28 protein-coding genes and 1 pseudogene are annotated in these 26479 nt (G+C 33.3%); 28 read left to right on the forward strand and 1 reads right to left on the reverse strand.

What is annotated here, in order from left to right:
• The first annotated feature begins 14 nt into the window (after positions 1-14).
• The 26 genes and pseudogenes from RT412_RS02425 to RT412_RS02550 all read left to right on the forward strand — a co-directional run bounded on the left by RT412_RS02425 (position 15) and on the right by RT412_RS02550 (position 24828).
• Entirely contained in the window at positions 15-1379 is a 1365-nt protein-coding gene (locus RT412_RS02425; RefSeq protein ID WP_313339935.1) for an SPFH domain-containing protein, read from the forward strand.
• Between the two features lie 363 nt (positions 1380-1742).
• Complete coding sequence (locus tag RT412_RS02430) at positions 1743-2612, forward strand: hypothetical protein (RefSeq protein ID WP_313339937.1); 870 nt, start codon at positions 1743-1745, stop codon at positions 2610-2612.
• Between the two features lie 178 nt (positions 2613-2790).
• Positions 2791-2988, forward strand: coding sequence for a hypothetical protein (locus RT412_RS02435; RefSeq protein ID WP_313339939.1), 198 nt, complete (start codon positions 2791-2793; stop codon positions 2986-2988).
• A 213-nt stretch (positions 2989-3201) separates the two neighbouring features.
• Complete coding sequence (locus tag RT412_RS02440; protein ID WP_313339940.1) at positions 3202-5022, forward strand: helicase HerA domain-containing protein; 1821 nt, start codon at positions 3202-3204, stop codon at positions 5020-5022.
• On the forward strand, positions 5022-5534 hold the full coding sequence (locus tag RT412_RS02445; protein WP_313339941.1) for a hypothetical protein: 513 nt from the start codon (positions 5022-5024) through the stop codon (positions 5532-5534). The genes RT412_RS02440 and RT412_RS02445 overlap by 1 nt, the downstream gene beginning before the upstream one ends.
• Before the next feature lie 12 nt (positions 5535-5546).
• The gene (locus RT412_RS02450; RefSeq protein ID WP_313339943.1) at positions 5547-6593 is read left to right on the forward strand and encodes an amidoligase family protein; all 1047 of its coding nucleotides are present in this window, start codon (positions 5547-5549) and stop codon (positions 6591-6593) included.
• Between the two features lie 9 nt (positions 6594-6602).
• Entirely contained in the window at positions 6603-7130 is a 528-nt protein-coding gene (locus RT412_RS02455; protein WP_312216773.1) for a gamma-glutamylcyclotransferase family protein, read from the forward strand.
• 6 nt (positions 7131-7136) lie between these two features.
• Positions 7137-8246: a C40 family peptidase gene (locus tag RT412_RS02460; RefSeq protein WP_313339945.1), complete on the forward strand. Its 1110-nt coding sequence runs from the start codon at positions 7137-7139 to the stop codon at positions 8244-8246.
• A 12-nt stretch (positions 8247-8258) separates the two neighbouring features.
• Positions 8259-8837: a DUF6329 domain-containing protein gene (locus RT412_RS02465; protein ID WP_313339947.1), complete on the forward strand. Its 579-nt coding sequence runs from the start codon at positions 8259-8261 to the stop codon at positions 8835-8837.
• A gap of 12 nt (positions 8838-8849) precedes the next feature.
• The gene (locus RT412_RS02470; RefSeq protein ID WP_313339949.1) at positions 8850-9230 is read left to right on the forward strand and encodes a DUF3846 domain-containing protein; all 381 of its coding nucleotides are present in this window, start codon (positions 8850-8852) and stop codon (positions 9228-9230) included.
• A gap of 12 nt (positions 9231-9242) precedes the next feature.
• Complete coding sequence (locus tag RT412_RS02475; protein WP_313339950.1) at positions 9243-9641, forward strand: DUF6103 family protein; 399 nt, start codon at positions 9243-9245, stop codon at positions 9639-9641.
• A gap of 69 nt (positions 9642-9710) precedes the next feature.
• Complete coding sequence (locus RT412_RS02480) at positions 9711-9965, forward strand: DUF6103 family protein (protein ID WP_313339951.1); 255 nt, start codon at positions 9711-9713, stop codon at positions 9963-9965.
• Between the two features lie 407 nt (positions 9966-10372).
• On the forward strand, positions 10373-10795 hold the full coding sequence (locus RT412_RS02485; RefSeq protein ID WP_312578852.1) for a hypothetical protein: 423 nt from the start codon (positions 10373-10375) through the stop codon (positions 10793-10795).
• 20 nt (positions 10796-10815) lie between these two features.
• Entirely contained in the window at positions 10816-13572 is a 2757-nt protein-coding gene (gene mobP3 / locus RT412_RS02490) for a MobP3 family relaxase (RefSeq protein WP_313339952.1), read from the forward strand.
• Positions 13573-13805: 233 nt separating this feature from the next.
• A complete protein-coding gene (locus tag RT412_RS02495) occupies positions 13806-15209 on the forward strand; it encodes a DUF3991 and toprim domain-containing protein (protein WP_313339954.1) in 1404 nt (467 codons plus the stop codon).
• A gap of 55 nt (positions 15210-15264) precedes the next feature.
• The gene (locus tag RT412_RS02500) at positions 15265-17103 is read left to right on the forward strand and encodes a VirD4-like conjugal transfer protein, CD1115 family (RefSeq protein ID WP_313339956.1); all 1839 of its coding nucleotides are present in this window, start codon (positions 15265-15267) and stop codon (positions 17101-17103) included.
• 14 nt (positions 17104-17117) lie between these two features.
• A complete protein-coding gene (locus RT412_RS02505) occupies positions 17118-17375 on the forward strand; it encodes a helix-turn-helix domain-containing protein (RefSeq protein ID WP_312578930.1) in 258 nt (85 codons plus the stop codon).
• A 198-nt stretch (positions 17376-17573) separates the two neighbouring features.
• Positions 17574-17792 (forward strand): annotated as a pseudogene (locus tag RT412_RS02510) (sensor histidine kinase); the annotation flags it as partial.
• 262 nt (positions 17793-18054) lie between these two features.
• Positions 18055-18579 carry a hypothetical protein gene (locus tag RT412_RS02515; protein ID WP_313339957.1) on the forward strand — a complete coding sequence of 175 codons (525 nt, stop codon included), beginning with the start codon at positions 18055-18057 and terminating at the stop codon, positions 18577-18579.
• Between the two features lie 4 nt (positions 18580-18583).
• Positions 18584-19390 (forward strand): SDR family oxidoreductase, encoded by an 807-nt coding sequence (locus RT412_RS02520; protein WP_313339959.1) that lies wholly within the window; start codon positions 18584-18586, stop codon positions 19388-19390.
• 71 nt (positions 19391-19461) lie between these two features.
• Positions 19462-20283 carry a transporter substrate-binding domain-containing protein gene (locus tag RT412_RS02525; RefSeq protein ID WP_313339961.1) on the forward strand — a complete coding sequence of 274 codons (822 nt, stop codon included), beginning with the start codon at positions 19462-19464 and terminating at the stop codon, positions 20281-20283.
• Between the two features lie 16 nt (positions 20284-20299).
• Entirely contained in the window at positions 20300-21010 is a 711-nt protein-coding gene (locus tag RT412_RS02530) for an amino acid ABC transporter permease (RefSeq protein ID WP_313339962.1), read from the forward strand.
• On the forward strand, positions 21011-21748 hold the full coding sequence (locus RT412_RS02535; RefSeq protein WP_313339963.1) for an amino acid ABC transporter ATP-binding protein: 738 nt from the start codon (positions 21011-21013) through the stop codon (positions 21746-21748).
• Between the two features lie 358 nt (positions 21749-22106).
• On the forward strand, positions 22107-22511 hold the full coding sequence (locus RT412_RS02540; protein ID WP_313371013.1) for a NusG domain II-containing protein: 405 nt from the start codon (positions 22107-22109) through the stop codon (positions 22509-22511).
• A 270-nt stretch (positions 22512-22781) separates the two neighbouring features.
• Positions 22782-23471 (forward strand): response regulator transcription factor, encoded by a 690-nt coding sequence (locus RT412_RS02545; protein WP_312578862.1) that lies wholly within the window; start codon positions 22782-22784, stop codon positions 23469-23471.
• A 1-nt stretch (position 23472) separates the two neighbouring features.
• A complete protein-coding gene (locus tag RT412_RS02550; protein WP_313339965.1) occupies positions 23473-24828 on the forward strand; it encodes a HAMP domain-containing sensor histidine kinase in 1356 nt (451 codons plus the stop codon).
• A gap of 78 nt (positions 24829-24906) precedes the next feature.
• On the opposite strand, the gene RT412_RS02555 is transcribed toward RT412_RS02550, so the two are convergent.
• The gene (locus tag RT412_RS02555; RefSeq protein ID WP_312652578.1) at positions 24907-25683 is read right to left on the reverse strand and encodes an Mrp/NBP35 family ATP-binding protein; all 777 of its coding nucleotides are present in this window, start codon (positions 25681-25683) and stop codon (positions 24907-24909) included.
• Positions 25684-25874: 191 nt separating this feature from the next.
• Between RT412_RS02555 and RT412_RS02560 the strand changes: the two genes are divergently transcribed.
• Together RT412_RS02560 and RT412_RS02565 are read left to right on the forward strand one after the other, a co-directional pair.
• Positions 25875-26135 (forward strand): heavy-metal-associated domain-containing protein, encoded by a 261-nt coding sequence (locus RT412_RS02560; protein ID WP_313371015.1) that lies wholly within the window; start codon positions 25875-25877, stop codon positions 26133-26135.
• Between the two features lie 10 nt (positions 26136-26145).
• The gene (locus RT412_RS02565) at positions 26146-26307 is read left to right on the forward strand and encodes a hypothetical protein (RefSeq protein ID WP_312578866.1); all 162 of its coding nucleotides are present in this window, start codon (positions 26146-26148) and stop codon (positions 26305-26307) included.
• The last annotated feature ends 172 nt before the right edge of the window (positions 26308-26479 follow it).

A 26479-nucleotide genomic window follows, 5' to 3' on the forward strand; every position in this document is an offset into this window, starting at 1 on the left:
AAAGGAGATTAAATATGAGCTTATTTGGGAAACTTAAAACCAGTGGATTCATGGACGAAATTCGTTGCGACGAACCTTCATACTTAATTTGGAAATGGCACCCTGCTGGTTCACAGCAGGGTAATAACAACAGGGAAAATGCTATTCGTTGGGGATCATCTCTCCGGGTTAAGGACGGAGAGGTTGCTGTATTTGTTTATAATCAGCCAGACGGAACAAAACAGGATTTCATTGAAGGGCCTTACGATGGGATCACCAAAACAGACAATTTTCCGGTCATCGCAAGCATAATTGGGTTGGCATATAACGGCGGCACGCCCTTTCAGGCAGAGGTCTATTTCATCAATTTGGCCCGTATCATTCAGGTTAAATTCGGAGTGCCTTTCTTCGATGTCTATGATCCACGTTTCGATGACTTTGGTGTTCCGGTTGCTGTCAGAGGTACAATTAGCTTCAAAATTGATGATTATCGGGAATTTATAAAACTGCATAGACTTAACAGTTTCAATCTTGATAACTTTCAGAAGCAGATTCGGGATGCTGTAACCCGTTACGTGAAAGATACTGTTGCAAATGCTCCATCAGCGAATAGTATCCCATTAGTCCAGATTGAGACTAAGACCGCCCAAATTAATGATGTCATTGAATATGACATTGCTGAAAGGTTGAAAGAAAACTTCGGAGTTGCTGTTTCGGGGGTTGATATTGGGGCAATCGAGCTGGATAAATCGAGCGGTGGCTATGCGCAGCTTATGGCAGTCACAAAAGAGCTTACTACTGCAACTGTACAGGCTCAGACGGACGCAGGCATTAAAAATATCCACGACAAACAGCGTATCGAAGCTGAGAATTATCAGGAAACCTTGCGTATTCAACGTGACGAGGGGCAATATGAGCAACATAAGAAGACGCAAACTGCCAATTTTGCAGCATATCAGACGGAGGCACAGACTCAAGTGGGTGTTGCAGGTGCTGAGGCGTTGGGACAAATGGGATCGAACGGCGCCGGGGGAGTTGACCTCGGAGAAGGTGGTGCTGGTTTCAATCCTGCCGCAATGATGGCAGGAATGGCAGTCGGGGGTGCTATAGGTCAAAACATAGCTGGAACGATGAATAATATGATGTCAGGTACAAACACTCAGTCTACACCAGGAGCAGTTCCTCCACCGATTCCGTCAACAGCTTATCATGTTGCTGTAAATGGTCAAGCAACTGGGCCGTTTGACTTTACCACATTAACTCAAATGGCTAATGATGGACAATTAACTTCAGACATTTTAGTGTGGAAAGCGGGAATGACGCAGTGGGAAAAAGCAGGAACGATTGGAGAACTAAAAAATATATTTACTGTGATACCTCCTATTCCTCCAACAGAATAATGGAGAGTATAATATTTGTGAAGAAATCAGTGCAATACTCCTTGAACTTGAAACATATACAGGCACGATTATATATCTTAATATTCACTTTCCTTTTTGTTTTCGATAAGCAGCAGTTACGCCTAATTTCTCGCATTGACAAAGCCGAAGAAATTAAGCTTTGGTTCAGGTATAACTGTACAATTAGCAAAGATACTGACATGTAGAAGGTTTATAATACTAATATCCATGGGAGAAATTCTAGAGCAGAAAGTAAAGAAGAAGAGGGAGAAAGAAGTAGCTGATTAGATCACCAAACGGTATAATAAATGTCATCAGGTGTGGTAGCACCTAGTGACAGAATTTGAATTAGGTGGTGGTAGTATGTTTGTTTTAGAATTTTGTGATAATCCGAATAATCCTATATTGATTCCGGGACAGGTTTCGTATAGTGATACATTTGAATATGAGTTCATATCCCAGTCAAAAGCATTGGACAAATTTATTTATTTAGTTGATATGTATAGAATTATTGAATCTTGTGCTAGTGAACTTGTTAATGTTTCAATTGATGAAACCGAAGAATTTTGGAAGATTAATAAGTTCTTGCTGAATTATGTCAATTCTATATTCAGCTATAAAGAATTTGTTAATAGCTACGACCCACCGTTAAAGAAAATAACGGAGCACTATTATCAACAAAAAAAATGGTATCGATTTGTATGTGAATATAGAAATAGGGTTATTCATCAATCGACAATTATTAAGGATTATTGCCCTGGAAGTAAAGATATTTTTGTGGATTTAGATGATGTGATTGAAATTCAAGAGGGCTTTCAATTCAAGAATGATTATCAACGAAAAAATAGTGAGAAGTTTAAAGGTATTTTAGAGGAATTAAAAAAGGAATCTAAAGTTAGAAAGGGTAAAAATTATTTGAGCATGAAATATGTTGTTATATGTGCAAATGAGGAAATAAGAGAAATGAAAGATGAAGTTTTATTGATTGCATTCAATAAAGGGGTAAAACCAGTTCTTGAGTGGTTAATATCGTTAATTCCGATAGTTGATGGCAATTTCAAATATGCATTTATCGTAAATAAAGAAAGTTCGCCAGATTCAGTTTATGAACCCAATTATGTACTTGAGGATTTTTATAGAAAAATGTTCAAATGCTTAGGAGTAGAAAATCTTATAAGTAAAGAAATTACTAATTTATTTAAGCAATATAAATATGAAAATTTCTTTGATTAGAATATTGGATGATATTAAGAATAGTAACATAGTGTGATTCTGCTGTATTGTTAGTTACTGGTTTTTGTGATATATTTTTAATAGAGAGTAGTGTGATTTGGCATATGCTACTGAATTGTGGTTTTGAGAGCCAGACATAGTATCTGGCACCATGATTTATAGAAAGGTGGCTACTTTTATGACAAATGAAAACACAGAAATTGTTGTTGCTCAGCAGAAAATGGATTTGAAAGCTGAGGCAAAGAAACAGCTTCAGATTGCAGTGACCCATTCTTTACAATGTGCAAAAAAACCTGCAAAGGATTTGGCGGTCTATGCTGTTGATTACTTTTTAAATTGTTTTATTGATTGGGTGGACAGCAAACTCTCTGCGTAGCGAATACTAGATAAATAGATTTATTTATCTTGCGTTCATGCGGAAGGCGTTATGCTCTGGCAGAGCGCTTTTTCTTTATTTAAAATCATTAGTAGTAGATGGTGTACAAACTCCAGTTTGAACTACTGATAAATAATTAATATAACCAAGCCTTGCACTAAAAATGTAGGGCTTTTTTTAATGTAAAAAAAGAAAGAGAGGTAAGTAGATATCATGGTAAAAAAGAAATTACCAATCACTGAAGATGGAAAAATAAAAACCTTTGTAGATATGATTGCTCCATCCATCATTAAATTCAATACAGATCATTTTATCTGTGGCAACACCTATAGATGCGTATGGGCACTTCGTGAATACCCCACAAGTACTAGTGAACAAGCAATCCTTCGTCATTTAGGAGAAAAAGATGGGGTTACCCTTAGAATCTATACAAGACAAGTAACTTCAAACGAGGAAAAGAAAATCATTCATAATGCAGTCAATAAAAACAGGATGAATACGGCAAATACAAATGATTTACAGCAGACCGTAACAGCAGAAAGCAATTTACAAGATGTTGTCACCCTTGTATCGGCAATGCATAGGAACAGAGAACCACTCCTTCATTGTGCAGTATATATTGAACTTACTGCAAGTGATTATGACAGCTTGAAACTACTACAGACCGATGTATTAACAGAGCTTGTTCGTTCTAAGTTAAGTGTAGATAGACTTATACTACGACAACAGCAAGGCTTTTTGTGTGTTGGTCCGACAGGCAGAAATGTATTTGGTAGTCAATATGAAAGAGTACTTCCAGCATCCTCAGTTGCAAATCTATATCCCTTTAATTATTCAGGCAAGACCGATAGCAACGGATTTTATTTAGGTAGAGATAAATTTGGTTCTAATATTCTCGTAGATTTTGATAAAAGAGATGATGATAAAACAAATCCTTGTATCCTTATTCTCGGTAATTCAGGACAAGGAAAAAGCTATTTATTAAAGCTAATATTATGCAATATCTTAGAATCAGGAAAGAATGTTATATGCTTAGATCCAGAGCATGAGTATGTGGAACTTGCAGAAAATATAGGTGGATGTTTTGTAGATTTAATGAGTGGAGAGTATATGATAAATCCACTAGAACCAAAGACTTGGGATGAGGGAGGAAGTCCACAAGACAAAGATGCTCCTCTTGCATTTAGACAAGCAACCAAACTAAGTCAGCACATTAGCTTTTTAAAAGACTTCTTCAGATGTTATAAAGATTTTGATGATAAGCATATTGATGTCATTGAAATTATGCTTGGCAAACTCTATACCAAATGTAACATCAATGACAGTACAAATTTCAGCCGATTAGAATCTGTTGATTATCCTATCCTTTCAGACCTTTATACATTAATAGAGGAAGAATATAAAAGCTATGACAAGGGGAAATATCAGCTTTACACAGTAGAATTACTACAAGAAATCTTGCTTGGACTTCATTCTATGTGTCAAGGTGCAGAAAGTAAGTTCTTCAATGGACATACCAATATAACTTCCAATCGATTTATTGTATTTGGTGTAAAAGGGTTATTGCAGGCCAGTAAAAATGTAAAGAATGCATTGCTATTTAATGTGTTATCCTTTATGTCAGATAAACTATTAACGGAAGGAAATACTGCAGCTGGAATTGATGAATTGTATTTATTCCTTACTAATCTTACTGCAATAGAATATATCCGTAATTTTATGAAGCGAGTGCGAAAGAAAGAATCTGCGGTAATACTTAGCAGTCAAAACCTTGAGGACTTCAATATTGAAGGCATTAAGGAGCTGACGAAACCGCTGTTTTCTATCCCAGCACACGCTTTTTTATTTAATGCAGGAAATATTGATAAGCAGTTTTATATGGATACCTTACAGCTTGAAGAATCAGAATATAATCTTATTAAATTTCCACAGCGAGGGGTGTGCTTATATAAATGTGGTAATGAGCGTTATAATTTAGCTGTCCATGCTCCAGCATATAAAGAAAAGTTATTTGGAAAGGCAGGTGGGAGGTAGTGACTACTGAAAGTGCTGAATGGGTAAATAAACAAGAAAAAATTGAATCCTATAGAGAACAAAAGCAAGGCATTATAGATGATTTGAGGGTATGCATTAGATATACTCCAAACAGGGATAATGACTTGCTTTGTTTTATGGAACAGTATTTAAAGGCAGAAACAAAGAATAGGCCAAGATTATTGGAGCAAATAAAGTATTGCATTAATGGTGAAAAATATGAAAATCCCTTCCTAGCATATAACCATTATGATGAGGGGCATATTGAAGAATTTGACCATATACTCAATGAATATATTAATAAGCTAAAGCTATCTGGTGGAGAATCCACGCAAGCATCTAGAATTATTGAAAGCACTATACTAAAGATAAATGAACTCCATGATATATGCCGTGGACAGCTGATAGACTCTTGGAGAAATGAAAGACTTACAGAATATATTGTCACTGCTTCTAGGTATGCAGGATTTAAAAAAGCTGAGGACATCATCGAAGCAAAAAAGCAATGGTAAGGTGGTGAGGCTGTGGATTTAAGAGATCAGAACTTTGGAATTGAAATTGAGATGACAGGCATAACAAGAAGAAGAGCTGCTGAAGTAGTTGCCGAATATCTCAATGAGATAGCTGAACATGAAGGTGGTGGTTATGACACTTATAGTGTAAGGGATAATGAAAACCGAAAGTGGAAATTTGTAAGTGATGGTAGTATTAGCTGTCAGAAAAAAGTGAGAAATAGAAAGCAAATAGCTGACAGAGAATACAGTGTTGAACTTGTTAGTCCTATTTGTAAGTATGGAGATATCGAAAAGATACAGGAGATGGTGCGTAAACTTAGAGAGGCTGGAGCTTTTAGTAATAAGTCCTGTGGAATCCATATTCACATTAATGCGGCACCTTTTGAAGCCTACCAATTAAGAAATCTTGTTAATATTGTGGCTGCAAAAGAAAATATGATATACAAGGCATTACAGGTGGATTCAGATAGGGAAAGACGGTATTGCAAAAAGATAGATACAGATTTTTTAGAGAAGTTAAATAAACAGAAACCAAAAACAAAGAGTGGAATTCAAAAGTTATGGTACAAAGGTAGTGATGGCAGTCACCAGCATTATCATGATAGTAGATACCATTGCTTGAATCTTCATTCTGTCTTTCAAAAGGGAACGATTGAGTTTCGAGCCTTTAATGGTTCCCTACATGCTGGGAAGATGAAAGCATATCTGCAATTTTGTATGGCTATTACAGCTCAAGCCTACAACCAAAGGTCAGCAAGTCCAATAAAAACTGTATCAGAAAATGAAAAATATACATTCAGAGTATGGCTATTAAGACTTGGTTTAATAGGAGATGAATTTAAAACAGCAAGGAAACATCTCCTTGACCATTTAGAAGGAAATATTGCATGGAAGTCACCTGAACAGGCAGAAGCACAGAAAGAAAGGTTAAGGAAAAAGAGAGAAGTTGAGCTTTCGAATCCACAAGAAGAAACAATAGAAACACAAAATAATGATATGGAAATAGATGAGCAGGAGGTAGAATCTCCTGCTTTTACTATGTCTATGAATCAGTAGGAGGTCAGGATGAAAAATAATAAATTAAATGAGTTAGGACTAGAAATATTATATATCGCATATGGAAGTAATTTAAATCTATCACAAATGAAACAACGATGCCCTACTGCAAGAGTCATTGGAGCATCAGAAATAAAGGATTATGAGCTTGTATTTCGTGGTTCAAGATATAGTGCAGTAGCAACCATTGAACCTTGTGAGGGAAGTAGAGTTCCTGTTCTGTTGTGGGGAATCCAACCAGAAGATGAGAAATCACTAGATAGGTATGAAGGATACCCTAATTTTTATGAAAAGGAAAACATGGAGATTGTGTTAAATGGCAGTACTGTTTCAGCAATGGTTTATGTGATGACACCTGGTCATGAACTTGGAATACCATCAGAACGTTACAAAACATCCATTGAAGAAGGATATATGGATGCAGGATTTGATACAGATATTATACAGAACGCAGTAGATAAAACTATAGGTAGGATAGAAAATAGTATGGAGGAAAAAGCAGAACAGGGAAGCTTATTCGGGATGAAATGGTGGTGATATTAAATGGCAGACCCTACAACCATAGGACTTATTGCAAAAGCAGCTATATCAGTATTATCAGATGAAAGGCTGAGGAAAGGTATTGGGTGGACTATTGCAGCTATCCTATCTCTATTTATCTTAATCATTGTTATTATCTGTGGATTGCTTTCAGGAACAGCAAATCATAACAATACAGCAATTGAATTGTCCTTTTATGGAGGTGCTATATCAGAAAATATTCCTGAAGAATATCGAGGTCAGATAGAAGAAATGCGTAACAGCTTTACAATACTTGATGAAAGAATAGAGGATGTAAATGGTCAAATGGAAGATGGAGATAGTCTGGACTCTATAAGGGTTAAGGCTATTTTTTATTCTCTGTATTTCGCCTCTGACCAGCCATCAGGTGTAGATCAAGGTAAATATATTGACTGCTTTGTCATTTATGAGGAACGGACAAGAACCATAATTGATGCAGACGGAAATGAAGTGGAAGAAACATATCTAGTAGCGATACCAATTGATACTCTCCCAGAAATCTATACAAATATTGAAACAAATATGGGAAAGGCAACTACTTATGAAGATATGGCCAATGCTAATGAAATCTATTACCGAATTAAGTATGGAGTTCCAGCACCAAGTGAAGGAGATGCTTCTGGGGAATGGGGAGATTGGACACATAGCATTACTCCAGAAGAATTAGAGAAGTTGTATCATGATTTACCAGTAGGAGAGAATGGAACAGAGATAGTAAAGCTTGCTATGACAAGGCTTGGAGACCCCTATTCACAAGAAAGAAGAGGACAAGGAAATTATACTGATTGCAGTTATTTGACCATGTGGAGCTATAGGCAGATTGGAATCATCATACCTGGAACTGCCGCAGAGCAAGGAAGATTTTGTGTTAATAATAATCTTACTGTTTCAAAAGAAGATTTAGTTCCTGGAGATTTAGTATTTTGGAGTCACAAGCCAAACGGCAGATTTATGAACATTACACATGTAGGAGTCTATGCTGGAAATGGAAAGGTAATAGATGCCGCATACTCGAAAGGACAGGTGGTATACAGAGATTTATTTGATTCAAACAAACAGGTTCTGTATGGCAGACCGCATATTTTAAAATGAGAGGAGGAGCTTATGCTAACTACAAAAGCAATATTTGAACGAAAGATTTCAGCTTTTGATGCACAAGTATGTGTGATTAATGGAATTGAAGTAATGGATGAAAATGAATTTGAGGAATTTAGCAACAATCTATTAGATGACAGAATCTTTATTGCAGATAGAAAAGAAGAAATGTATATAGATTCAACAGGACAAATCCATGGACTGCTTGCACTAAATATAGAAAGTGGAGATGGGATTTTAATTGATAGTCAAGGATATGATTATCCAAGATATGTTGCATTTATGCCAAACATTAAGCCGTATATAGATAAGCAAATTTCTATTGTTGCAGAGCAAATAATTAAGGAATCTGCTGAAAATACTTCAAATGGTAGTTGGGCTATTTATTTTGATGAGATAGAAGAATCCTATGGAATAGTTGTAAAAGAAAACAATGGTATTGGAACTTTACTCTTAGATGAACTAACAAGCAGAGATGAAATCGCAGAAATTGAAGTACTCGATGACTGCTTTGACATGACAATATATCTTGACTATTGTAGTAACTTAGACGAAGAAATAAAACCAAGTCAAAACATGAATATGTAGGAGGATGAGAGAATGGATAATATAGAAAAGACAATTCGTATCATAAAGATTGAGCCACAAAACTTACCTTATGAAAAAGAAATAGCTAATGACTTGGAGGGTATTCAAGGAGAGGTTGAGGGATTATTTGAATGTATTTATTTAGATGATAATTGTATTTTAGTATGTAATGAAGAAGGAAAATTAAATGGGATGGAACTAAATCGAAGGGTTGGTAATGACATCATTGCTGGTCCTTTTTTTATTGTAGGGGATAGCCAAGATGGAGAATTTGTATCCTTGAGAGATGAGCAAATAGAAAAATACACACAAGAATTTGGAAAGATTCAAGAATTTACTGGAGAAGAACCAGAGGCACAACCAAGGATGGAGTTTATTGGATTTAATTTTTAAGGAGGGAAAGGTATGAGTATATCAACCGAAAAAGCAACTTTACAGATAACTTTTCAAAAAGAAAAGTTAGAAGCATTAAGGTTTTATATGAACGAAAAGGATCTGACTGTAGAGGGAGAATTGCAAAAACATATTAGTAGTATCTACGAAAAATATGTTCCATCATCTACTAGAAGATATCTAGAGAGAAATGATAATGAACAGGAGAACCAGACGGAAACAACGGCCCCTATTAGTGAAAGGTCATCAGAAGTTACTCCAAGAACTACCTCTAATCGTGGAAGAAGAAGGACTGAAAGGGTGCAAAGTGAACAGGCAGAAGTTCCTACAGAAACTACAAATGCAGAAGAAATTGAAGAGTCTCAAGAGCAGACAGAGGATGAAAATCAGGGAATGGTCATGAGTATGTAGTGACTATTCCTTTTCTGTTTTTGCAATGGAAACCATAAAAAGTTAATAAAATGAAGGAGGCATGTTTGAATGAAAAAAGATACTATTAGCGTAAGTCTTGAGGCTGAAAAGTTAAGAGCAATTAAGAAATATATGGAGAAGAAAGAGATTGATGTACAAGATGAATTATCAGAACAGCTACAAAAGCTTTATGAGAAGCATGTGCCAGTCAATGTTAGAGAATATATTGATGAAAAGAATGAGGAAGAAAGTAAAGCTAAAACGACAAGAAAAGTAGCTAAAAATACTGGTGCAGCTACTTCTGAATCTACACAACAGGAATAAAACCATTTTTGGGGCGATATTTGCCCCTGTGTGGGATTGTATGGACGAGAGTGGCACAAGTTATCATTAACGATAGATAAAACGATTTGTGGGCGAATTTGCCGAGATTTATGAATAGAGCAGATTTAGCATTAAGATACTTAGATTTTAGGAGAAATATGAGCCTAAAATGTAAGTGAACCCCCCTATTGATTTTGGTGCAGGATAAAGAGAGGTGGTCGCACGCGACCTCCTCTCGACCACATCGCCCGGCAGTGCCGAGCGTTTCTCTCAATTACGTTAGGTGGTCGAAAAAGCTGTTTTGGGACAAGTAGGTGGTCGTAATAATGTAAAAATGCATTGTTACAAGGCTTGAAAGTGGTCTAAGAGGTGATCAAATACAATATTAAAGGAATTGGAGTGATGAAATGAAACAAATTCAGCATAAAGCAAAGGATAGAACTGCAGTATGGCTTTATCCGGAAACCATTGAACAAATGGATTCTATGCTTGAAACGGATAATGCCAAAAGTCGCAGTGAATTCATAGAAAAAGCACTGCAATTTTATATGGGATATCTGGCAAGTGAAAATACGACAGGATATCTTTCAAAAGTTTTAGTATCTGCAATACAAGGGACTTTAAGAGAAACAGAAAACAGAAATTCAAGTAATCTCTTTCGCTTATCTGTTGAAATGTCAATGATGATGAATATTCTTGCCGCAGGTCTTGAAATTAGTGATGATGATTTGAGAAAACTTCGTGGCAGATGTATAAATGAAGTGAAAAAGACAAGAGGAAAAATCAACATGGAGGATGCGGTGAAATTTCAACAAGGCATTGTGGAATAAAAGCAGAAAGGAAGATTTAAATGGCAAGAATTATTCTGAAGTGCCCGTACTTAAAAAGTGGAACGAAAAAAACTTCAGCTCATCTATCCAATCTTGTAACTTATATGGCTACCAGAAATGGTGTGAAAAAATTAACTGTGGAAAATAAAAATCTTCCTTTTACTCAAAAGCAAGAGAAGCTTATAAATCAGATTATAAATGAATTTCCAAATACCAAAAACATATTTGAATACGAAGATTATGTTAAGAACAGAACCATTGAAAATGCATCGGATTTTATTTCAATTGCATTAGAACAAAACCTTGATAAAATTAATAAGCGAGAAAACTATGTCGATTATATTGCAAACCGGCCAAGGGTTGAAAGAATGGGTACGCATGGCTTGTTTACAGGTGGCGATGATGAAATTGTACTAAGCAGAATTTCAGAAGAAGTTGCTAATCACACAGGAAATGTGTGGACTCCCATAATTTCATTAAGGCGAGATGATGCCATACGTACAGGATTTGATAACGCTGAAGCCTGGCACAATATGTTATCCTATTATGCACCAGAGATTGCGGAAAGTATGAAAATTCCTGTTGAAAACTTTAGGTGGTATGCAGCTTTTCATAATGAGAGTCACCATCCACATATTCATATGATTTGCTATTCCGTTAACCCGATAGATGGATATCTAACGAAAAAGGGCATTGAAAAAATGAAGTCAGGTCTTGTAAAAAATATCTTCAAAAATGAGATGCAATTAATTTATGCTGAACAGAGCCAAAGACGAGATAGGGTAAAAGCCGAGAGTAAAGAAATGCTTTTACAGCTTATTCAGGAGATGAAAATAGGAACGATTCAGAATACACAAATAGAGAAATTATTTTTAAATTTGACAGAGAGGTTGAAACATACCAAAGGCAAAAGAGTGTATGGATATTTGCAACCAAGTGTGAAAGCAATTGTTGATGAAATTGCAGATGAACTTTCCAAAGAAGAAAAAGTGTCTAAAGCTTATGAACTGTGGTATGAAATGCGAAACGAAGTGCTGAACAGTTATATGGATGAACCTTCAGAGCCACTACCATTATCAAAGCAGAAGGAATTTAAATCCATAAAAAATATAATTATTGCTGAGGCAGATAAACTTAGCAAAGGAGAAATTAGTTTTGTTGAAATTGAGAATATTGATACCTTTCTTTATAACAATGATTTTGCAGAATCAGATAACCCTGAAGTTGTTGAAGATACTGTAGATTTTGAGGTAATGGAAGATAACAATGCTGACGGGTTAGATACAGGACACATTTATGTGAAATGGACTAACGAGTATAAAATGGCTCGTGAGTATTTGTTTGGTACAGATGAAATAGAACAGAATTTTAAAGTAACACTAGAATTATTTACGGAAGAATCAGTAAAAGGTAATGCTCTTGCGATGTTTGATATTGGTAGAATCTATTCGGATGGTCTTGGTGTAGAAATCGATATGGACAAAGCTAATAATTATTATAAAAAGGCTCTTTCTAGATTTCAAAAAGTTGAATCACAAAAAGCATGGGAATATACAGAGTATCGTATTGGAAAGATGTATGCGCAAGGTCTTGGAACAGAGAAAGACTTAAAAACAGCAGCTTATTGGTTTAATTTATCTGCAGAAAAGAAATATAAGTATGCTCAGTATTCTCTTGGTGGTTTATATTACCGTGGGCAAGGAGTGGAACAAAATTTTCAAACATCCTTTTCATTGTATTTAAAATCAGCAAATCAAGGGTTTCCTTATGCAGATTTTGAAGTTGCTAAAATGTATCGTGACGGTACTGGTATTGATAAAGATGCAAATGAAAGTAATCATTATTTTGAAAAAGCCTTTGTAGGTTTTGAAAAATTAGAAAAGCAAGGTTGTGATGATAAGATACAATACAGGTTGGGATGGATGCTTCAAAATGGAATTGGTACAAATAGAGATATTGCAAAAGCAAAAGAGTATTTTGGTAAGTCTGCAAAATTTGGAAACATTTTTGCCTGTTATTCATTAGCTAAGATAATACTTGAAGAAGATAAACCAACTAATGAAGAAGTGAAAAAAGCAATTGATTATATGCATATAGCTTCAAACAGTGGGAATAAGTTCGCACAATACTCTCTCGGTAGAATTTATCTGGAGGGTAAACATACCGCGAAAGATATTAATAAAGCAATAACATTATTAACTTTATTGGCTGAACAAGATAATGAGTTTGCAGCATATAAGTTAGGAATGATTTATTTAAAAGATGAAGAAGTTACAAAGGATATAAATAAAGCAATTGCATTTATAACGCAATCAGCTGAAAAAAATAATGAATGGGCAAGTTATCAGCTAGGAAAATTGTACTTGATGGGCGTGGATATTCCCAAGGATACCGAAAAAGCGATTGAGTATCTTACAAAGTCAGCAGAACAGGGAAATCAATTTGCTCAGTATGTTCTTGGAAAGTTATTTCTGATTGGAAAGGATGTTCCGAAAGATAAAGAAACAGCAGTAAAATTTTTTACTCTATCGGCAGAGCAAGGAAATGAGTATGCAAAATTTTTTCTTGAAAACATAGATAAGTTTCGAGAACCATCAGTAGGGTTATGTACATCTCGAGTGCTTCATCATATGAGTAAAATATTTGAGGATAATATACCGCTTAATAAATCTAAGGTAGGATTAAAAATTGATAGTAAACTACTTAGAAAGCTTAAAGGAAAGAAAATAGCTCAAGGACATAAGAGAGATGATCATGAAGAGAGGATGACTCTTTAATAAAAATAACCTATAAATTTCTAAATAAAAGCAGTCTTTCGATTCTATTAATGAAAGGCTGTTTTTTATATCTAAATTCAAAAAATGAGGGATATCATTATGAAGAAAAACTTTATTAAGAAAAAGAGTTTATATAATTTAAAACAGAATATTAAACCTTATATGAAATGCTGTCCTGTCAAAAGGGCAGCATTTCATCGTATTGGGAATAGAAAACAATAAGGAGGAAGCATATGGGTATATATATTCATTTTACAAAGGAACAAAAAGAAAAAGCAAATAGTGTTGATCTTGAAGAATTTCTAAGAATGCAGGGTGAAACACTACTTCCATCAGGCAGAGAAAAAAGACTAAAAAGTAATCATAGTATTACGATTCGAGGAAACGAATGGTTTGACCATGCTACAAAAGAAGGTGGTCTTGCTATTGATTTCGTTCAGAGTTTTTATGGATTAGCTTTCCCAGATGCAGTAACAATGCTACTTGGCGGAGAACAAGGAGAAGTATATTCTATAGTAAAGAAGAAAGAAGAAGTCAGAAAACCGTTTGAATTACCACCTAAGAACAATGAAATGCGTAGAGTGTTTGCTTATTTGATTAAGCACAGACTCATTGATCGAGATGTGGTTAGCTTTTTTGTAAAGGAAAAACTCATCTATGAAAGTAAAGAGCAATCAAAAGATAGAATCAAAGAGTATCATAATGCCATTTTTGTAGGTTATGATGAAAATGGTATTCCTTGTCATGCCCATAAAAGAGGTATTTACACAGAGGGAAAAAGTTATAAAGGGAATATTAACAGTAGCAATCCTTGTTATAGTTTTCATTATCTCGGAATTAGTGATAGAATCTATGTATTTGAGGCACCTATTGATATGCTTTCCTTTATTACGATACATAAAGATAAAGATTGGAAAAAGCACAGCTATGTTGCTCTTTGTGGAGTGTCTGAGCAAGCATTATTTAAAATGCTTGAAATCAATCCTAATTTAAGTCATGTTAGTTTATGCTTAGATCATGATACTGCCGGAATTGAGGCAAGTGAAAAAATAGTAGATATGTTGAAAGAAAAAAATGTTGGTTATAATAGATTACTTTCCAAACAAAAGGATTGGAATGAGGATTTGAAAGCAGGGCAAAATTTAACTGCAATTCCTTCAGAAGAACATCCACAGCATCTTATAAAAGATGAAATTTGTAATGAAATATTGAAAATTATAAAAGAATTAGAAAAGATTGAATTGAAGTATGAGGATGGCTTAAAGGCTTTTCAAAAGACTCAAAAAACAAATGTATTACAGGCTGAAGCTATGAAAATGGCATCAGCTGTTTTTTTATGTCTTACATTAAAAGAATTCAGACAACTTGGAATTACTATGACTTCGGAAGGAATTATTCAGAAAATGAGTGAAGAGTTTCGCGCATATCAAAACAGGCGCAAGTATTATTTAACACTTTTTGATGTAGAAACCGAACTGTCGACATTCAAAAATCAAAATGGAATTTTTTCTGAATCAGATAAAGCTTTAACTGCCAAAAAGTATGAGAAGATAGCATTGGAACTTTTAAAGTCAACTATCAGGTTAGAACTAGAACACCAAAAACAAGTCCAAAATCCGGCATTCAAAATGGCGTAACATACGAGGCATAGGGTATATTCCTGTGCCTTATTTTATAGAAAGGTCGTGTAAGATGAATTCACAAGTATATATGTTAATGGCTGCTGCGGCTATTATGTTTTCAGTTATTGGAGGATTATCTTTGCTTGCTCATTATTATACCCTAAACGGAATTAAATCGAAGACTGTAGGAGATGGACAACATGGTGTTGCAAGATTTTCTACAAAAAAAGAAATTGAAGAAACTTATCAGCACATTCCATTTGATGTTAAAGCCTGGAGGAGTGGAATGCATCTTCCTGTAGATGAAAAAGGAAATGCGATACAAGGCTTGGTAGTGGGCTGTAAAGGAAATAAAGGATCTGTTACCGGACTAATTGACACAGGTGATGTACATTGCCTTATGATTGGTGCTGCTGGTGTTGGAAAAACAGCATTTTTTCTATACCCAAACCTTGAGTATGCCTGCGTAAGCGGTATGTCTTTTATTACTACTGATACTAAGGGTGACCTTGCAAGAAATTACGGAACTATAGCAAAAGAGAATTACGGATACAATATTGCGGTCATTGATTTAAGAAACCCTACAAGAAGTGATGGAAATAATCTTTTGCATCTTGTAAATAAATATATGGATTTATACCGAGCAGATAACAATAGTTTTTCTGCAAAAGCAAAAGCCGAGAAATATGCAAAAATTATATCTAAAACAATTATCTCAACCGATGGAAATAATGCGGCGATGGGGCAAAATGCATTTTTCTATGATGCAGCCGAAGGACTCCTTACTGCGGTGATTCTTTTAATTGCAGAATATCTTCCACCAGTAGAGGAGGATGGACATGTGGTAGATAAAAGACACATTATTTCTGTTTTTAAAATGGTTCAAGATTTAATGGCACCAAGTAATATTAAAGGGAAAAGTCAATTCCAATTATTGATGGATAAGCTTCCGCCTAACCATAAGGCAAAGTGGTTTGCTGGAGCAGCTCTTAATTCTGCTGAACAAGCAATGGCATCTGTTCTTTCGACAGTGCTTTCTAGGCTTAATGCTTTTCTTGATTCCGAGATGGAGCAGATACTTTGTTTTGATACTGCTATAGATGCGGAGACTTTCTGTAAAGAAAAGTCTGCAATCTTTCTTATACTCCCGGAGGAAGATAACACCAAGTATTTTATGGTATCACTGTTCTTACAACAGTTATATCGTGAAATGCTCACTGTGGCAGACGAGAATGGTGGTAAGCTCCCTAATAGGGTAATGATTTATGCAGATGAAATCGGAACAATTCCTAAAATAGAATCTTTTGAAATGATGCTATCTGCAGGTAGATCACGTAGAATTTCCGTGATACCGATTATTCAATCCTTTGCACAGCTCGATAAAAATTATGGAAAGGAAGGTAGCGAAATAATAACTGATAATTGTCAGTTGACAATCTTTGGAGGATTTGCTCCAAATTCTGAAACTGCACAGGTACTGTCAAAAGCACTTGGTAGCAGAACAGTTATGAGTGGAAGTATCAGTAGAGGGAAAAGTGATCCATCACAAAGTTTACAGATGATAGAAAGACCACTGCTTACTGCAGATGAACTCAAGTCACTTCCAAAAGGTAACTTTGTAGTGATGAAAACAGGTGTACATCCAATGAAAACAAGACTCAGATTGTTTTTAGATTGGGGAATTACCTTTGAAAAACCATATGAAACAGAAGAAAAATCACATCGTAAAGTTTATTATGCTAATAAAGAGGAATTAGAAGAAAACATTATGAGGCAAACAATGGCTTTGGAAATAGAGGAAGAAGATGAAACAGCAGAAGAAAGCAAACGAGGTGGTACGTTACATTCTACTACTATGGAGCAATCAAAAGAATCTATTTCTAAACGCAAGACAATGATAAGAACATAGGGAGGTGTTGAAGTTTGAGTTTCTTTGGAAATTTATATCGAGAGGAACTTCCTTCTCGTGCAAAAATTGTTTATATGTATTTGAAAGACAGAAGCAATGCAGAGGGAGAATGTTGGCCGGCTATTAAAACCATTGCAAAAGATACTTCGTTGTCAAAGAGTACAGTAAAAAGAGCCATAGCAGATTTAATACACTGCGGTTTATTAACAAAGGAATCACGCTATCGGGAGAATGGCAGTAATTCTTCAAACCAATATTTTTTGAAAAAATAAAAAAGAGTATACAATGTCTATGTGGAAGGGATAGTTTTCCGCCAAGGTACTATTATGCTTTTTTTGTGGACTGAGTTGGAGTTCACTATGAACTTACCAGAAGGAATCACTCTAATAATTTATTTAACAACAGAGAAATAATAATATATCTGTTATATATGTTTACCTGTTCTGGCGTTAATAATAAATATATTTTAGATAACTATAAAGGACACAGGTATTGGAATCCCAAATGAAGACTTAAAATATATTTTTGAAAGGTTTTATAGAAGCGATTTATCAAGGAGTCGTCAAACCGGGGGAACCGGTATTGGACTTACAATTACAAAGGCATTGGTAGAAGTACATGGAGGAACTATTAAAATCCATAGTGAAGTTGGAAAGGGAACTAACGTAATAGTTGAATTTAATATATAAATTATTATTAATATTATACAAATTCTTTGTAAAACAGAATCACTATGTAATTATTTCTACTCTGTTTTTTATCTATACATTGTAGCTATCTGTAATTCTTATAGTGAAGATGCTATTATGTGCAGATTAAATGTACAAATCATCTAAGTATAAACTTAATATAATAATTAAAAAATTTTTTGACAAATATAATAAACGATATTACAATGAGTTAAATATATAAAACATATATGAATAGTATGTAATTAAAGGAGCGAACAAAATGGCACATATTACACAAGTAAATTATGAAAATGCTTCCCCAGACGTAAAAGAACAATTTAATGATCAAATAAGGAGACATGGTAGAATTACTAACATGAAAAAGACACTTTTACATTCCTTACCAGCATTTCATACATTAATGGAATGGTATACACTAGCTGAAGAAGTTGAAAAGTTCTTAGGTAAGAGAGCTGTAAATTTCTATAGCTATGCAATTTCAACACAGAATAGCTGTTTGATTTGCTCTACTTTCTTTGGTAAGATTTTAGAAGATTTAGATATAGACTTTGACAACTTCTCATTTACAGAAGAAGAGTCCGATATTATTGAATACGGTCAGTATTTAGTAAAAGATCCAGGAAATATACCAGATAAATTATTTGATAAACTAAAAAAGAGATATACAGAGGAGCAAATAGTATTATTAACAGCCTTTGGAAGCATGATGATCGCAACAAATCTTATAAATACAGCTTTAAAAGTTGAACTAGATGATATTTTAGTTCCATATACTAGGGGGTAATGACATGACAAGAGATTTTGAAAATAAAACAGTATTTATAACAGGAGCAGCAAAAGGGCAAGGTAAAGGAGTCGCACTTGCATTTGCAAAACAAGGTGCAAATATTATTGCCTTTGATCTTGGAGAGAAGATTGAATACCCAGCTTATAATAGATCTTCTAATGAAGAACTTGAAGTACTAAAGGAAGAAGTTATTGCACTAGGAGGTAAAATTGAAATCTTTGCAGGCGATGTTAGAAAGGCTAAGGATGTTCAAAATGCAGTAGAAAATGGTGTGAAATCTTTTGGGACAATTGATATCCTATTTAGTAATGCAGGTATCTGTGCTTATGGTCTATCCCATGAATTAACAGAAAATGAATGGGATACAATGATTGATATCAATCTAAAGGGTAGCTGGCTAGTATCAAAATATGTAATTCCATATTTTTTAAAGCAAAAAAGTGGAGTTATTATATATAATTCATCAGTTGCCGGTTTAAGAGGAATGAATCGTATTTCTCACTATGCAGCTTCAAAACATGCATTAGTAGGACTCGCTAAATCACAAGCTATTGAACTAGCTCCACATGGAGTGAGAGTATTAACAATTCATCCAACTGGGGTTAATACACCAATGAATGATGGTTTAGCTGAAATGGAAGGATCTACACCAATAGAAATCGCCGAAAGGTCTGCAGGTAACCTTATACCAGTACCTTGGGTTGAAGTAGAAGATGTGGCAAATTCGGTATTATTCCTTGCAAGTGATAAAGCAAGATATATAACTGGAAGCCAATATCTACTAGATGCGGGATTGTTAACAAGATAATAACCTTATGCTCAATTAAAAATAAAATGTAACACTAATAAAATGACAATAATTTTTGGAGGAAGATAGACATGAAAAATAAAAAAGGTATCTTAAGTATAATTCTAGTATTAATATTAACATTTGCTTTAAGCGCTTGCGCTACTGAAAATAAAGAAGTTGTAAGTGGAGATAAGACTGAAAAAACAGAAACGATAAAAGTAGGTACAATGGGTACTTATAACCCATTTAGTTTTGAAGACAAAGACGGAAAATTAACAGGATATGACTTAGAAGTTTTAAGACTACTTGAAAAACAAGATAGTAGTTTAAAATTTGAATTCGTTGCAGCACCTTGGGATAGCTTATTTGTTGGTTTAGATTCTAATAAGTTTCAAATGCTAGCAAACCAGATTACCACAAACCCTGATAGAGAAGCTAAATACTACTTAACTCAGAATAGATACTTCACTTGTGTTGCAGAAATCATTGTTAGACAAGGAACGACTGGAATAAATTCTTTAAAAGACCTTGAAGGAAAGAAAATAGGTCTTACAGTAGGAGATTCCTTCACAAGACTAGTTGAAGATTGGAATACAGCAAATGGCAACATCTTAACAATAGTTTACTATGAGCAAGGTATTGAAACAATTCTACAGGATCTTGTAAGTGGTAGAATTGATGCAACAGTAAATGATCCTATTGTTGCAAGAGATAAAGCAAAGGTTCAGGGATTGGCTGTTGAACCTGTAGGAGAAAGAATAGCAGCAGATCCAACTTACTTTATATTTAGAAAAGATGAAGATGGTAAAGAATTAAGAGACAAAGTAGATGCAGCATTAAAGAATATTATAGACGATGGTTCTTTAGCTGAATTATCAATTGAATGGTTCGGAGTAGACTATACAAAATAGAAAGTGGGCGATGTGAATGGATAAGTTATTGGACTTCTCTTATATGATAGAATCAATTCCTGCTATCGCTAAGGGAATTCCAATTTCCTTAGCCATAGCCTTGGTTGCATTCTTTATAGGGCTTATTATTGGACTCTTTGTTGCATTAGTTAAGATTTATCGCGTGCCAGTTCTATATCAAATTTCTAGCTTATATGTATCATTTATAAGAGGTACCCCATTATTAGTGCAAATATTTTTATCATACTATGGCATTCCATTAGTAATACGTTATATTAATTCTCGATATAGCCTCAACTGGGATGTTTCCTATATTCCAGCAATATACTTTATTTATGTTGCTTTCTCACTAAATTCAGGTGCATACCTTTCAGAGACTATTAGATCAGCTATACAAGCGGTTAATAAGGGTCAGATGGAAGCTTGTCACTCAGTAGGCATGACAACATCACAAGGCTTAAGACGAATAATTTTACCACAAGCAGTAATAGTTGCTTTGCCTAATATTGGTAACCATTTTGTATCATTATTAAAAGATAGTTCTTTAGCATTTGCAGCCTCTGTTCCAGAAATTATAGGGCAAGCAAAGATAATTGCAGGTAGAACTTCACAATTCTTTGAAGTTTACATCGTTGCAGCACTTATATACTGGGGAATTTGTATTGTTTTCGAAAGATTGCTCGTATATCTTGAAAATAGATTCCGTAAGTTTGAAAGAGGTGTTTAGATGATTGAAATAAAAAACCTAAATAAATATTACAAAAAGAATCATGTTTTAAAAGATATTAATCTTAAGGTTGAAGAAGGTAGCACAGTAGCATTAATAGGCCCTAGTGGCTCAGGAAAGTCTACTTTGCTTCGTTGTATTAATCTGTTAGAAACACCAACGGACGGAGAAATCTATTTAGATGATATTGTAGTTAATGCACATAAAATAACTAAGCAGAGTATACATGAGGTTCAGCAAAATACAGGAATGGTTTTTCAAAATTATAATTTATTTGCTAATAAAACTGCACTTGAAAATATAGCAGAAGCCTTAATTGTAGTAAAAAAGATATCTAAGAAGGAAGCATATAAACAAAGTGAATTATTGTTAGAAAAAGTTGGACTCTCTGATAGAGCAGATCATTTTCCATCTGGATTATCTGGAGGACAACAGCAGCGTGTAGCTATTGCAAGAGCGCTAGCAATTAATCCAAAGGTTATATTATTTGATGAACCAACTTCTGCATTAGATCCAGAACTCGTAGATGAAGTACTTCAGGTTATAAAAAATGTTGCAAAAGAAAAAATTACCATGATAATTGTAACTCATGAGCTTGAATTTGCAAGGGATGTGGCCGATAAGATTATTTTCCTGGCAGACGGAGTAATTGTTGAAGAAAATAACTCAAAAGATTTCTTTAACAAACCTAAAGAAGAACGAACAAAACAGTTTCTAGAAAGATTTAGAAGAGTTTAAATCTCCTCATATTTACACTATCCTTTAATTGAATTAAATTTATAAGCTGATAAAGTAATTTAAGATATCAATTGTCAGCTTTTTTATTTAATTGGAAATTTTCAATTTTCTATTATTCTATTAACAGGAACCAATAATGTTATGCCCAAGCTTATCCAGATTATGATGAATATACTCATGTTGCTATTTCTTTAGATAGAGAACTTAATTATATGTACAGATTTGGAAGAAGAGATACTCATTATCCTTTTATATAATTGTTATATCATAATCATATAAAACTTACATAAGTTCTCCACATTTTTATTATATATTACATGTTAATTATATAACTTAATAAATTGAAAGGTAAAGTAAGATGTTAAGCAAAATGACATTATGGGATAAAATATTAGTCTGCTCACTTATTATAATAAGTTTTGCATGGTTAGGTTTATCTGTATTATTTAATACAAAAGAAGGAACAAAAATTGTTGAAATTAAAGTATATGGAAATATGGTAGAAAAATTATCTTTAACTGAAGATACTTCAAATATCTACAGCTTTGAATTTGAAGAAAACACTGGGTATATAGAAGTTAAGGATGGTGCAGTAAGGATGTTAGAAATGGATAAAGACATATGCCCTGAAGGTATATGTTCAAAAACGGGGTGGATAAAGGAAGAGTATGAAACTATTGTTTGTATGCCCAATGGAATAAGTGTTAACATAAAGAATAATGAAAATAAAGAAAAAGATAACGACATAGATGTGATTGCATAAAAATAAGACCTCTTAGGTCTTATTTTTTCATTGGTTATATCTTTACGGGGGACTAAATTGCTTAATAATTATAACAATTCGAAATCCTTAAATTAATTGTACATAATAATTATGGAGAAATTATGAAGAAAAACACATTAAACATATAAATTTTCTTCATAATAACTACATGATTTATTATTAAAATAATAGTGTATAATATAACCAAATATCATATAATTTTGGTAGTATCAAATATTAGATTAAAAAGAAAATTATAAGGTGAAAAAAATGAATGAGAAAATATTAGTTGTTGATGATGAGATTAACCTTTTAAATGTCATAAAAGATTATCTTTTGCGAGAAACCTATGAAGTTTTTACTGCAAGCCGAGGAAATAAGGCTATAGAGCTATTTCATGAAATAGAACCTGATTTTATAATTCTTGATTTAATGCTTCCGGATATTTCAGGCGAGGAAATATGCAAATTAATCAGAAAGGAATCGGATGTGCCTATTTTAATGTTAACAGCAAAAAGCAGTGAAGATGATAAAGTTACAGGTTTATATATAGGCGCAGATGATTATTTGACAAAGCCTTTCAGTCCTAGAGAACTGGTTGGCAGAGTAAGAGCAATTCTTAGAAGAACTAAAGGCAATTCTGAATTAACTGATGCTTTAGAATTTAATGATAAAGATTTGTTTATTGATATTCCTAAACACATAGTTAAAAAGGCAGGACAAGAAGTAAGTTTAACACCAAATGAATTTAAGGTATTATTGACCCTAGCGCAAAATCCACAGAAAGTTTTCACTAGAAGTCATTTGGTAAGTTTAGCTTTTGGCTATGATTTTGAAGGATTTGATCGTACCGTTGATACTCATATTAAAAATTTGAGACAAAAAATTGAGGATAATGTAAAAGAACCTAAATATATTGTAACTGTTTATGGTGTCGGATATAAGTTTGAGGGAGAATAAGATGATAAAAATAAGCGAACAGTTACGAAAGTATTTTGTAACAATTTCAATATTATCAATTGCATTTATTACAATTACTTCAAATCTTAGTATAAATTATTTTTTTTCAGATTATATTAGGGATTCAAGAAGCAGAGATGATTTAAAAGTAGTTCAGTATGTGGAACGTGTATTCAGCGATTATAAAGAATTAAATTCTCATTCTTTAATGAATATAATGCATTATGCTTTCAGTGAAGATGTTGTAATTCAAATAAGGGACAAGAATAATAATATAAGTTGGAACAGTAGTACATTTGGAATAATGTATGGGATGGTAGATGAATACAGCAGTGATGAAGGTAAATTTTCGTTTAGAAGTTATCCTTTGACATACAATAACTCACAAATAGGAACTATAGATGTTGGACGACCAAAAAGCATTATATCTAATATAGAAGATGAAAAGTTTTTAATTACAATAAACAGTATTTTTGCAATTGCATCAATTTTGACATTGATTATTGCTTTTCGTTCAAGTAATAGTATATCTAAGAAGTTTTTAAATCCTATATATGTTATTAAGGAAAATGCAAAACTAATTGAACAAGGAAAATATAAAAACCTAAAGGAAGTAGAAACAAACACTGTTGAGTTATATGAATTATCCATATCAGTTAAAGAACTTGCAGAAAGGTTGAATAGCCAAGAATCTCTAAGAAAAAGAATGACTACAGATATAGCTCATGAGCTGAGAACACCTTTGGCTGCAATTCGAAGTCATATAGAAGCTTTTCTGGATGGAGTATGGGAACCTAATGATGAAAAGCTATCTGTTATTCATGGAGAAATAATAAGGTTAACAAAATTAATTAATGAATTATCTGAATTATCAATTGTGGAAGATGATGAGATAAACCTGAAATTAAGCAATGTAGATATATCTTCAACATTGAATAATATAATAGAAAGCTATGAGCCTATGTTTTTAGATAAAAATATTAATATAGATAAAAATATTCAAAATGATGTTAATTTTATGGGAGACATTGATTATCTAAAACGTATTTTCGTTAATATTATTTCTAATGCAATTAAGTATACAAATGAAAATGGGTCTGTCAGTGTTTCTTTAGAGCAAATAAAAGATAAAATTAAAATAATTGTAAAGGACACAGGTATTGGAATCCCAAAAGAAGATTTAAAATATATTTTTGAAAGGTTTTATAGAAGCGATTTATCAAGGAATCGTCATACCGGGGGAACTGGTATTGGACTTACAATTACAAAGGCATTGGTAGAAGCACATGGAGGAACTATTAAAATCGATAGTGAAGTTGGAAAGGGAACTAACGTAATAGTGGAATTTAATAGATAAATTATAACCCCTTATACTAATAAATCAAAATTAGTTATAAGGGGTATTTTTTTAGCCCGATGTATTATTGTTTGTATTTTATTCCAGTATTTTTGCTATATTATTAAACAAACTGTTATCATAAAATTCAATTAATCCATTATCAACAGCTAAAGCTATTTTATGGTCAATTGGAAGCTTTGCCAAAACCTTTATATCATGCTTATTAGCAATTTCTTCAATATGACTTTCTCCAAAAATATGATATTCTTTATTGCAATCAGGACATTTGAAATATGACATATTCTCAATTAAGCCAATGATTGGAACATCCATCATTTTTGCCATCTTAACTGCTTTAGATACAATCATTGAAACTAGTTCCTGTGGGGAGGTAACAATTATAATTCCATCTAAGGGTATAGATTGGAATACTGTAAGCGGAACATCTCCGGTTCCAGGAGGCATATCTATGAACATATAATCAATATCTTGCCAAATTACCTCTTTCCAAAATTGCTTAACAACATTATTTAAGACGGGTCCTCTCCAAATAACTGGATCCGTGTCGTTTTCCAATATTAAATTAATAGACATTATATCAATACCGGTTTTGCTTGTGACAGGCAATAGTCCATTTTCATTTGCCACTGCTTTTGTATTAATTCCAAAAGCTTTAGGTATTGAAGGACCGGTTATATCAGCATCGAGTATTGCTGTGTTATGACCTCTTTTGTTCATGGTTACAGCCATCATAGATGTCACAAGAGATTTGCCAACACCGCCTTTACCGCTTACTATACCAATTACTTTTTTGATACTGCTTAGTTCGTGAGGCTTTTCGGTAAAATCTATTTTTTTATTATTTACACTCATAACTTACTCCTTATTTTTGATATTTTTGTACCTATATTTATAAATAACATAAAATTATGTTATTTATATGGAGAAGTAAAACTTATAAAGATATATATATATATTTTTTAATAATCTTGATACAATCTTCATAATTGTTTGCTAGTATTTAAATATCACCGCAGAGGTGGGGTGGTAAAGGAGGTTTTATATTGAATACTATTCATACGGTTAAATTAAAACAAAGTAATATGCTTTGTAACAGGTGTTTAACAAATGTAGTTAAAGCTCTCAGCCTTATAGAAGGTATACAAGAATTAAATGTAAATCTTGATAAAAAATTGGTTAAGATTACTTATGAAAATGATAAATTATCAAAAAAAGTAATTCGAGAAATTATAAATGATTCAATAGTACACGGAAAAGTAGGCAAAAAAATATATATTGATAATAGAGCTTATAGAGAAAGTTAGGGGATACATTATGGATTATAGAAATGGAAATAGTTCAATTTCAAATAAAGATAAATTCAGATATAAATTAACTGGATTGCTTTTAAGTCTAGATTTAACGTTATTAATCATATTATTACAATCTTTAAATGAATTAGCTAGACTAAAAAATATTATACGAATGATTGAATAAAACAGATATTTGTATTTTAATAAATATTTTTAATTGTTCTCCACAGTATCTCCACAAGCTTTTGATATCATTCTTAAGTCCCTGGAATAACTTAAGAATTATTTAAACAGTAAGATAGTTGTATTTGTCAACTGAAAATTAGGTCAAAAGGTCATTTAATTTTAGGTCACTT

The organism is Sedimentibacter sp. (assembly GCF_032080165.1).
In the GTDB taxonomy this organism is placed as follows: domain Bacteria; phylum Bacillota; class Clostridia; order Tissierellales; family Sedimentibacteraceae; genus Sedimentibacter.